Annotated in this window: 10 protein-coding genes; all 10 read left to right on the top strand. The window is 41.3% G+C overall.

Going from position 1 to position 11,115, the window contains the following annotated elements; genetic code table 11:
• Positions 1–138: 138 nt before the first annotated feature.
• The 10 genes from fsa to NCY30_RS14060 all read left to right on the top strand — a co-directional run bounded on the left by fsa (position 139) and on the right by NCY30_RS14060 (position 10,536).
• Positions 139–792, top strand: a complete 654-nt coding sequence (gene fsa / locus NCY30_RS14105) for a fructose-6-phosphate aldolase (protein ID WP_055182269.1) — start codon at positions 139–141, stop codon at positions 790–792.
• A gap of 42 nt (positions 793–834) precedes the next feature.
• Positions 835–1,671, top strand: a complete 837-nt coding sequence (locus NCY30_RS14100) for a transketolase (protein ID WP_006427472.1) — start codon at positions 835–837, stop codon at positions 1,669–1,671.
• Positions 1,659–2,600 carry a transketolase family protein gene (locus NCY30_RS14095; protein ID WP_006427471.1) on the top strand — a complete coding sequence of 314 codons (942 nt, stop codon included), beginning with the start codon at positions 1,659–1,661 and terminating at the stop codon, positions 2,598–2,600. Before NCY30_RS14100 ends, NCY30_RS14095 begins: the two co-directional genes overlap by 13 nt.
• Before the next feature lie 339 nt (positions 2,601–2,939).
• Positions 2,940–3,845 carry a 1-phosphofructokinase gene (gene pfkB / locus NCY30_RS14090; protein WP_006427469.1) on the top strand — a complete coding sequence of 302 codons (906 nt, stop codon included), beginning with the start codon at positions 2,940–2,942 and terminating at the stop codon, positions 3,843–3,845.
• A gap of 59 nt (positions 3,846–3,904) precedes the next feature.
• Positions 3,905–5,833, top strand: a complete 1,929-nt coding sequence (locus tag NCY30_RS14085) for a PTS fructose transporter subunit IIABC (RefSeq protein ID WP_055195412.1) — start codon at positions 3,905–3,907, stop codon at positions 5,831–5,833.
• Positions 5,834–5,937: 104 nt separating this feature from the next.
• Entirely contained in the window at positions 5,938–6,195 is a 258-nt protein-coding gene (locus tag NCY30_RS14080; protein ID WP_055182262.1) for an HPr family phosphocarrier protein, read from the top strand.
• An 8-nt stretch (positions 6,196–6,203) separates the two neighbouring features.
• Positions 6,204–6,947 (top strand): DeoR/GlpR family DNA-binding transcription regulator, encoded by a 744-nt coding sequence (locus NCY30_RS14075; protein ID WP_055195414.1) that lies wholly within the window; start codon positions 6,204–6,206, stop codon positions 6,945–6,947.
• A 268-nt stretch (positions 6,948–7,215) separates the two neighbouring features.
• Entirely contained in the window at positions 7,216–8,274 is a 1,059-nt protein-coding gene (locus NCY30_RS14070) for a LysM peptidoglycan-binding domain-containing protein (protein WP_006427465.1), read from the top strand.
• Positions 8,275–8,337: 63 nt separating this feature from the next.
• On the top strand, positions 8,338–9,594 hold the full coding sequence (locus NCY30_RS14065) for a DUF5711 family protein (protein WP_022415316.1): 1,257 nt from the start codon (positions 8,338–8,340) through the stop codon (positions 9,592–9,594).
• 9 nt (positions 9,595–9,603) lie between these two features.
• Positions 9,604–10,536: a CvpA family protein gene (locus tag NCY30_RS14060; protein WP_022415317.1), complete on the top strand. Its 933-nt coding sequence runs from the start codon at positions 9,604–9,606 to the stop codon at positions 10,534–10,536.
• Positions 10,537–11,115 lie beyond the last annotated feature (579 nt).

The raw sequence follows: 11,115 nt of genomic DNA, 5'->3' as shown, positions 1-11,115 counted from the left end.
TTTATAATATTAACAGAAAAAATTACTAATAAAAAATCAAAGCTATTGACCAGAGCTCCTTAAATAGAGTATAATTCAACCAAACGATAACAAGAGAATGGTGAACAGATTTCACCGGTTTTAAGGAGGAAGAATAACATGAAATTTTTCATTGACACAGCGAACGTAGAAGATATTAAGAAAGCAAATGACATGGGAGTTATCTGTGGAGTAACAACAAACCCATCTCTGATCGCAAAAGAAGGTAAAGTATTCGAAGAAGTTATTGCTGAGATCGCTTCTATCGTAGACGGACCAATCAGTGGAGAAGTAAAGGCAACAACAACAGATGCTGAAGGCATGATCGCTGAAGGAAGAGAGATCGCTAAGATCCATCCTAACATGGTAGTTAAGATCCCTATGACAGTAGAAGGATTAAAAGCAGTAAAAGTTCTTGCAGCTGAAGGAATCAAGACAAACGTAACACTGATCTTCAATGCGAACCAGGCACTTCTTGCAGCAAGAGCCGGCGCTACATATGTATCACCATTCCTTGGACGTCTGGACGATATCTCTACAAGAGGAGTAGACTTAATCTCAGAGATCGCACAGATCTTCGAAGTTGCAGGAATCGATACAGAGATCATCGCAGCAAGCGTACGTAACCCAATCCACGTAACAGACTGTGCATTAGCAGGTGCTGATATCGCAACTGTACCTTACAAAGTAATCGAGCAGATGACACATCATCCATTAACAGATGCAGGAATCGAGAAATTCCAGGCTGATTACAAAGCAGTATTCGGAGAATAAGAATAAGTAAAGCTATCATATAAATGATTCAGGAGGAACAACATGAACAAATTAGAGCTTATGAAGACAGCCAACGAAGTCCGCAAGGGCATCGTTACTGCAGTTCACAGTGCAAAATCCGGACATCCGGGTGGATCACTGTCAGCAGCAGACATTTATACATATCTGTATTTTGAAGAGATGAATATTGATCCTAAGGATCCTAAGAAAGCAGACCGTGACCGTTTTGTATTATCAAAAGGACACACAGCACCAGGATATTATTCAACATTGGCACACAGAGGATTCTTCCCGGTTGAAGATCTGACAACTCTTCGTAAAGTTGGATCATACCTTCAGGGACATCCGGATATGAAACACATCCCAGGTGTTGATATGTCAAGTGGATCTCTTGGACAGGGCATCTCAGCTGCAGTAGGAATGGCTATTTCTGCTAAGCTTTCAAATGATGATTACAGAGTATACACACTTCTCGGAGACGGTGAGATCCAGGAAGGACAGGTATGGGAAGCTTCTATGTTAGCAGGACACAGAAAGTTGGACAACCTGGTAGTGATCGTTGACAATAACAACCTTCAGATCGATGGAAAGATTACAGACGTTAACTCTCCATATCCGATCGATAAGAAATTCGAGGCATTTAACTTCCATGTGATCAATATTGATGGAAATGACTTTGACCAGATCGAAGCAGCTTTCAAAGAGGCTCGCAAGACAAAGGGAATGCCAACTGCAATTATTGCAAAGACAATCAAAGGAAAAGGAGTTTCCTTCATGGAAGACCAGGCCGGATGGCATGGAAAAGCTCCTAACGATGAGCAGTATGCACAGGCAATGGAAGAATTAGAGAAAGCAGGTGAAGCATTATGTCAGAAGTAAAGAAAATCGCAACAAGAGAAAGCTACGGTAATGCTTTAGTAGAATTAGGAAAAGAACATGAAGATCTGGTAGTATTAGATGCTGACCTTGCAGAAGCTACCAAGACAGGAATGTTCAAGAAAGTTTTCCCGGAACGTCACATTGACTGTGGAATCGCTGAGTGTAACATGATTGGAGTTGCAGCAGGTATCGCTGCTACAGGAAAAGTTCCATTTGCAAGTTCATTTGCTATGTTTGCAGCAGGACGTGCATTTGAGCAGGTTCGTAACTCAGTTGGATATCCAAAATTAAATGTTAAGATCGGTGCTACACATGCCGGAATCTCTGTCGGAGAAGATGGAGCTACACATCAGTGTAACGAAGATATCGCTCTTATGAGAACAATCCCGGGAATGATCGTAATCAATCCTTCCGATGATGTAGAAGCAAAAGCAGCTGTAAAAGCAGCTTATGAGCATGTAGGACCTGTATATCTCCGTTTCGGAAGACTTGCAGTTCCGGTTATCAATGATAACGCAGATTACAAATTCGAGATTGGTAAAGCCATTACACTTCGTGAAGGTACAGATGTGACAATCATCGCAACAGGTCTTGAAGTATCTGAATCCCTCGCAGCAGCAGAGAAGCTTGCAGCAGACGGAATCAGTGCAGAAGTAATCAACATGCACACAATCAAACCACTGGATGAAGCAGCAGTTGTTGCAGCAGCGGCTAAGACAGGAAAGATCGTAACAGTAGAAGAACATTCTGTTATCGGTGGACTTGGAAGTGCAGTATGCGACGTAGTTGCAGAGAAAGCACCAGCTAAGGTAATGAAGATTGGTGTAAATGACACATTTGGTGAGTCTGGTCCGGCTGTAGAACTGATTAAGAAATATGGTCTTGATGCAGACAGCATTTATGCAAAAGTAAAAGAATTCGTGAAATAATTAATAAAGAACGGATAGCCAGAGGCTGCCATTCTGACGAAAAAATTTCGTTGGATGGCAGCCTTTTTTGATCGCCATACGTTCGGAAGAAGTTGCCGGTGGCAGGTCCTGGAGATGACAAAATATACAGTAAAGCTGATATCTGCAAGGGGCAAACCCAGGTTGACCGAGTTTGAATATATGATAGGAAAAAGTGAAAAAACATTTGAATCAGTCATAATTACACTTCTTTTGTGCATATTCAACCAAAAACAACCAGAATATTTGTGAAATAACATGATTGAAATTGACCGAGTTTGACGGTATAATGAATTCAACAAGTTGAAAGGGGTAAGAAATATGATTTATACAGTTACGTTTAATCCATCGCTGGATTACATCGTTTCAGTGGATGATTTTAAACTCGGACTTACAAACCGTACAAGCTCAGAACTCATGCTTCCAGGTGGAAAGGGAATCAACGTTTCTATCGTACTTAAGAATCTTGGAATTGAAAGTACAGCACTTGGGTTCATGGCAGGATTTACGGGAAAAGAAATAGCAAGAAGACTGGAAGAAGACGGAGTGACATCTGATTTCATCCAGATTGAAGAAGGAATATCAAGAATCAATTTAAAGCTGAAATCAATCGACGGAACAGAGATCAACGGAAGTGGTCCTGAGATTCCAAAAGACAAAGTAGAAGAACTGATGGACCGTCTGAATACGATGAAAGAAGGAGATATCTTATTCCTTGCGGGAAGTATCCCGGCGTCTATGCCGGATGATATCTACAGCCGGATCATGAAAGAGCTGAAAGATAAGGGAGTTATGATCGTCGTAGATGCGACAAGAGATCTCCTGATGAACGTTCTTAAGTATCATCCATTCCTGATCAAGCCAAATAATCACGAACTTGGTGAGATTTTCGGAGTGACTCTTAAGACAAGAGAAGAAGTCATTCCTTACGGAAGAAAGCTTCAGGAAAAAGGAGCGAGAAATGTACTGATCTCCATGGCGGGTGAAGGAGCGGTACTGATCGCAGAGAACGGAGAGGTCTACAGCTCACCGGCACCGAAAGGCACACTGGTCAATGGTGTAGGAGCCGGAGATTCCATGGTAGCAGGATTTATGGCAGGCTGGATGGAAAAGCAGGATTATGAGCATGCTTTCCATATGGGAGTCGCAACCGGAAGTGCGAGTGCATTTTCCGAATATCTGGCAACCAGACCGGAAGTAGAAGAAGTATATAAGCAGCTGGTGTAAGGCATAAAAGAGAGAAGTGTTGCAAAGAAAATATATTTATCAACAGGAGGGAAAATCATATGAGAATCACAGATTTGCTGGATGCAAGAAGTATTCTTTTGGATGCATCGCCAAAGAGCAAGAGCGAAGCGCTCGACCAGATCGTTGATCTCATGGTAAAGAGCGAAAAGATCAATGACAAAGAAGCATATAGAAAGCAGGTATATGCAAGAGAAGAAGAAAGTACCACAGGAATCGGCGAGGGAATTGCAATTCCACACGGAAAATGCGATGCAGTAACCAAACCGGGACTGGCAGCAATGGTAGTAAAGGACGGTGTGGATTTTGATTCACTGGACGGCGAACCGGTAACATTAATGTTCCTGATCGCAGCACCGAATACAGAAGATAACATTCATCTGGACGTATTAAGTAAATTATCTGTTCTTCTGATGAATGAAGAATTTACAGAATCCTTAAGAAATGCAAAGACAGTTGAAGAGTTCATGAACATTATCAATGATGCGGATGAAAAAGAAGCAGGTATTGATGAGAGACTTGCAGGAGCAGATGAAGAAAGCACAGCAGAAGAGACAACCGGAAAAGTAAAGATTCTTGCAGTTACATCCTGCCCGACAGGAATTGCGCACACATATATGGCCGCAGAAGGAATTGAAAAAGCAGCCAAAGCAAAGGAATGTGCAGTCAAGGTAGAGACAAGAGGTTCCGGCGGAGCAAAAAATGTCCTGACGGCCAAAGAGATTGAAGAGGCAGACGGAATCATCGTAGCAGCCGATGCGCAGGTACCGTTGGACCGTTTTGATGGAAAGAAAGTAATTATCTGCCAGGTATCGGATGGTATCAGTAAAGCAGATGAACTGGTAGACCGTGTGATTAACGGAGATGTCCCTGTATATCATGCAGCAAACGGAGCAGAAGTAAAGGAAAGCAACAGCGGCAAATCAAGTGGAATCGGACATCAGATCTATACACAGCTTATGAATGGTGTATCACATATGCTTCCGTTCGTAGTAGGTGGAGGTATCCTGATCGCACTTGCATTCCTGATTGACGGACTCTGTGTAGATATGAATGCATTATCAGCAGCAGACAGAGGTAACTTCGGTACGATCACACCGGTAGCGGCACAGCTTAAGACAATTGGCGATCTTGCATTTGGACTGATGCTTCCGGTACTGGCTGGCTATATCGGCGAAGCGATCGGTGACAGACCGGCACTTGCAGTTGGTTTTGTAGGCGGACTTATGGCAGCAAATGGAAAATCAGGATTCCTTGGAGCACTGGTAGCAGGTTTTGTATCTGGATATCTGATTCTCCTTCTTAGAAAATTATGTGATAAACTTCCGGAAGCACTTGAGAAAATTGCACCGGTACTGATCTATCCGGTATTTGGAATTCTGGGAATCGGTCTCCTTATGAACTTTGCGGTAGAACCGATCATGGGTGCGATCAACACAGCACTGAACAATGGACTGACAGGAATGGGCGGCTCAAGTAAGATCGTGCTTGGACTGATCCTTGGCGGAATGATGGCAATCGATATGGGAGGCCCGTTCAACAAAGCAGCATATGTATTCGGTACAGCGGCAATCGCAGCAGGAAACTATGACATCATGGCAGCGGTTATGATCGGAGGAATGACGCCTCCATGTGCGATCGCCCTTGCAACATTATTATTTAAGAACAAATTTACAAAATCCGAAAGAGAAGCAGGACCGACCAACTTTGTTATGGGACTTGCATTTATCACAGAAGGAGCGATCCCATATGCGGCAGCTGATCCGCTTCATGTACTTCCATCCTGCATTGTAGGTTCTGCAGTAGCCGGAGCACTGTCTATGGCATTTGGATGTACACTGATGGCACCACACGGTGGAATCTTCGTGTTCCCTGTAGTGGGAAATGCGCTGATGTATCTGGTGGCACTGGTAGTAGGAACTGTAATCTCAGCAGTATTACTTGGAGTGCTGAAAAAGAAAGTCGCTTAGGAAATAAATGTTAAAATACAGGTTTGCCAGTAGAAATATTGACAGACCTGTAAAAAATGAATAGAATGAAAATCACAAAATGTAATATTTATGGAGGTATGAAAATGAAAGAATTTAAGTATGTAATCACAGATAACGAAGGAATCCACGCTCGTCCGGCAGGAGAGTTAGTTAAACTTGCAAAATCTTTCGAAGCATCAGTAATGATCGAAAAAGAAGGAAAGAAAGCTGACTGCAAGAAGATCTTCGGTCTTATGGGTCTTGGAGCAAAGAAAGGTCATGAAGTAACATTCACATTTGAAGGTGATGATGAAGAAGCAGCATGTGAAGCAGTAAGTAAATTCATGCAGGAGAACCTGTAGGAGGTCATATGCTTACAGAACAGCGTTATGAACAGATATTGAAGCTTCTTGAAAAAGAGGGCAGCATTACCGTAACGGAAGTAAAAGAACTTCTGAATATATCGGAATCGACCGTGCGAAGAGATATCACAGCGCTTCATAATGCAGGAAAACTGGTGAAAGTGTTTGGCGGTGCGGTTGCATCGGATCACGTAGTGACGCCACAGGAGCCTACAGTGGCACAGAAAATTACAGTTCATGTATCGGAAAAGCAGCGTATAGCAGAATATGCGGCTGGGTTGATTGGACAGGGAGAGTTCATATATCTGGATGCAGGAACGACAACCGGATATATGCTGGAGCTCTTCTGTGATAAGGATGTAACTGTTGTTACGAATGCTGTTGCGCACGCACAGCGGTTGGCCAAAGCAGGCGTAAAAGTCCGGCTGGTAGGAGGAGAACTGAAAAGTTCGACGGAAGCTGTTGTGGGAAGTGAAGCGATGCAGACGCTTAGAAAATACCATTTTACGAAAGGTTTCTTTGGAACCAATGGCGTGACTAAGAAAGCCGGATTTACGACACCGGATGCGAATGAAGCTATGGTGAAGAAAACCGCAATAGAACAATGCCAGAAAAAATATGTATTATGTGACCATTCTAAATTCGGAGAGGTCAGTTCAGTAACTTTCCTGGCATTTACAGGTGCAGATGTGATCACGGATCGTATCGCAGAAGGATATCAGGATTGCGGGAATATTGTGGTCATAGAATAAACGAATAAGACGATAGAGAGATAGGAATACTTTTGGGTATTTCTATCTTTTTTTACATTTATAACAGAGGTCTTTAGCTCCTTTTTACGAAGTATGTCGAGAAACAAAAAAGCGTATCGGATATTTTTTCGGACAAGTCCCATCAACTGATAAAATATGCATTCCCTATATGTTATCATATGCGAAAATAATTGCAGCATGGTTGTAAAACGCAGTGTTAATATAACCGGACCGCAATTTAAAATAGTTAAAATGAGGTGAATGTATCATGGAAAGACAACTTCCGAAAAATGTAAGACAGATAGGAAATGTAAGTGACAATCCAAAGATATACGTAGAAGATTACGTGGATACATATTTGAATCAGCTGCGGGAGAAAGCCAGAGAACAACCGGTCGGGGTGATACTTACGGGAGAACTGCTGAAACTTGAGGATGAAAATGCAGTATTTGTATCCGGTGCGGTTCAGATGAAAGAAGTAAAGACAAATGGAAATGATATAGAAATTACAGATGAGATAATGAAAGAGGCAAAAGAAGAAGCTGCCCGGTTTTTCCCGGAATGCCGGATCGTTGGATGGGGGATCATTGAAGATGGCAGCCCGATGAGTCGTAACAGAGAAGTTAAACGGATCCAGGAAAAAGAGTTCGCAGAAGAATGGAATCTGTTCTTGTGGAAAAATGCGAGGGAACAGGAAGAAGTCTTCTATGCATACAAATTCGGAGAAATTATGCAGATGGGCGGACATTATATTTATTATGAGAAAAATCCGGAGATGCAGAACTACATGATCAATACAAGAAGAGAGAACGGGGTGACTCCCAGTGAGGTGGTTGAGGATCGAGCTGCAAAGGATTTTCGTAGTGCAGTGAGAGAAAAAATGGAATATAAAGAACAGCATCAAAGTTCAAAATTTGCTTATATAACCAGTGCGCTGCTGGTGTTGATTGTGCTGGTGATCGGAATTACAACAGTAAATAATTTTGACAAAATGAAGTCGGTACAGACATCGCTGGAAAATCTTTCAAAAAGCATGGAAAATGGACAGACAGAAGAAGATACAAAAACAACAACAGCGGCCGAGGCTAAAGAGGGAGCAAAAGAAGTATCCGGTACAGTGAAAAAATCAGAAGAGGCAAAGGTCTCTAAGGAGGGAGAAAGCCAATTGACGGATAAGGATTATTATGTTGTGCAGAAAGGAGAAACACTGGCGGGGATCAGTAAGAAATTATATGGAGATACTTCGCATGTAAAGGCGATATGCAAAATGAATGGATTATCGGATGGCAACCTGATCTATATCGGACAAAAATTGTTACTCCCATAAATGGGAAATGTGTTATACTAAGGTACACAGTATCAGAAGAAACGTTGAAAGGATGACCGACGGATGAAACGCAGGAAGAATAGCAATCTCCATGTTGTGAGAGAGCCGGAAGATCCGACAGATAAGATTATCGAAGAGATTATGGATGAATTAAACAGCGAAGATGGAGTGACAGAAAAGGAGATTCAGGAAGAACTGGCCAGAAGGAAAAGAAAAAAACAAAAAAAAATAGGGATTGTGATTGCGGTCATAGCAATTGCTGCGATATTGGTGTATCTGCTGATTAATCTCCAGACATATACGAAAGTACGGGTCAGTGATACGTATGTAGGAGAAGGAGCAGCAGATAATAATTATGTTCAGTTCCTGGATGGTGTATTAAAATACAGTAAAGACGGAATCTCTTATCTGAATCAATCAGGAAAAGAAAAATGGAACCAGTCATATCAGATAAAGAATCCGATGATAGATGTCAGCGACAAGTCGGCAGCAGTAGCTGATAAAGAAGGAAATGACATTTTGATCCTGCAGGAGGATGGCCTGAAAGGTGAAGTGCATACGACAATGCCGATAGAAAAGGTAAGCGTATCAGAGCAGGGAATCGTCAGTGCCATATTGAAGAATGACACATCAATGAAAGTAATCTGCTATGACACTGCAGGAAATGTTCTGGTGGAACATAAGACATCTCTGGCTGGGACAGGTTATCCGGTGGACGTAGCATTATCTGCAAACGGTGAAGTGATGCAGGTTGTGTATCTTTACACGCAGAATGGACAGATGGTGTCAAGATTATATTATTATAACTTCGGGAAAGCCGGAAAGGATGAAGCCGATCATAAAGTATCCGGTAAGAATTATAAGAATACGATACTGGCCTCCGGATTTTTCATGGATGCAGATACATCCGTGGCAATCGGTGATGACTGTATGGCCATCTATAGCGGAAAAGAAGTTCCGAAACAGTCCGTAAAGATAAAGATGGACAAAGAGATCAAAAGTGTATTTCATAATGAAAAATATATTGGTATGATCTTGAAAAACCAGGGTAAAGGCGGATATGAACTGCGCCTTTATAATAAAAGCGGAAAAGTTGTTCTGTCAAAAGAATTTAAAGGCGATTACAGTCACGTAAAACTTTGTGGAAACCAGGTTATTATGTACGATGGAAAAAACTGCAGTATATTTATGAAGAATGGAATACAGAAATTTAAAGGCAGGATGGATAATAATATATTGGAAATGTTCCCGGTTGGCGGAGTGAATCAATATATTGTGTTAAGTGCAAATGGAATGGAAAAGGTCCGTCTTGTAAAATAAGGAGAAACTATGAATTGGTTGGAAATATCCATAGGGATTATTTTTCTTATATGTATCATAACGGGACTGATAAGAGGTGCAGTCCGTATCATAGTGTCGCTTGTAGCGACGATAGTGACACTTGTGATCGTATTCTTTGCGACGCCGTATGTATCGCAGACAATCGAAAAATATACCCCGCTGGATGATATGATAAGACAGAAAGTAGTAAGTACAATGGCAGATGCAGCGACATCGGCGGTCAGTGGTGGAGACTCTTATTCAGACAAGGGCGGTCTTACGGAAGAAGCAGTAAAAAAGGTACTTAAGGCAGCAGGAGTCAGTGAAGAAAAATTGGAAAGTTACGGTATCTCTATAGCAGATATTGTAAGTGGTAAAGTCAGCAGTGATGATCTTGCAAAGTATGGAATTTCGGCAAATGTACTTGATGGATTAAAAAATAGTGGGAATGAATCGGTGGAAAATGCAATTGAGAACGCAGATATACCGGAGAGTCTGCAGGAGACATTGATCAAGTCGGCTGATATACCGGCGGCATTTAAAAATCTGCTGTTAAAGAATAATAATAAAGCAACCTACCAGAAACTGGGGGTTACAACTTTTGCACAATATGTAGGTGCGTACATTGCAAAACAGGTGATCAATATTATTGCATTCATTTTAACATTTATAGTGGTCACGATTATTTTGAGAGCAGTTGTGTTTGCACTGGATATTGTAACAGAACTTCCGGGAGTCGGAGCGTTGAATCATCTGGCAGGAGGACTGTTCGGAATGGGGATTGCGTTAGTTATTGTCTGGATTATATTTATGGTGATCACATTAATGTATACAACAGATATCGGAAAAGAAATTTACAGAATGGTAGAAGATAATACATTGCTGAAATTAATATATGATGGAAATCCGATTATGAAACTGGCGACAGGAGTGAAATATTAAAAAGTGTAAAAGGGTTCGGGAAGATTATTTCCGGACTCTTTTTTTAGTACCATACATTTGTAAGAAGCTGCCAGTGACAGGTTCTTTTGTATGCTATGATATGTCATAAAGTATCATTTTGTGAAAATGTCCATAAGAGCCCGATAAATTAAACTTGAATTGTCTAAATTGTCTGAATTGCAGAAAATATAAAAACAATCTTGACAATTTAAACCCACTTGTGGTATATTAATCTAGCTGTCGCGTTAGACAAGGCCGTGAGGTAACAGAGTCGAAGCAGAAGACGGCGCTAACTGATTAGAGAATGGCAGGCAATGCTAGAGGGTAATCAGAAATCTTCAGGAATTGCTCCTGAAAAAAAGAATAAAATAACAGTTGACAAACACAACTGATTGTGATATTCTTAATAAGCTGTCGCTTGAGACAAACGAAAGTTTGGCGAAAGGATAGCGGTCGAACAGCTGAAAAGCTGGTCGAAAAAAGATTAAAAAAGTTCTTGACAAACGTCAATGAATATGATAATCTAAATAAGCTGTTTCAAACAGCAAAGACAAAGAACCTTGATAATTAAACAATAGA

This window comes from Dorea sp. MB18-49, assembly GCF_023669465.1.
In the GTDB taxonomy this organism is placed as follows: Bacteria; Bacillota; Clostridia; order Lachnospirales; family Lachnospiraceae; genus Dorea_A; species Dorea_A longicatena.
This window is presented reverse-complemented; position numbering and strand designations above follow the sequence as displayed.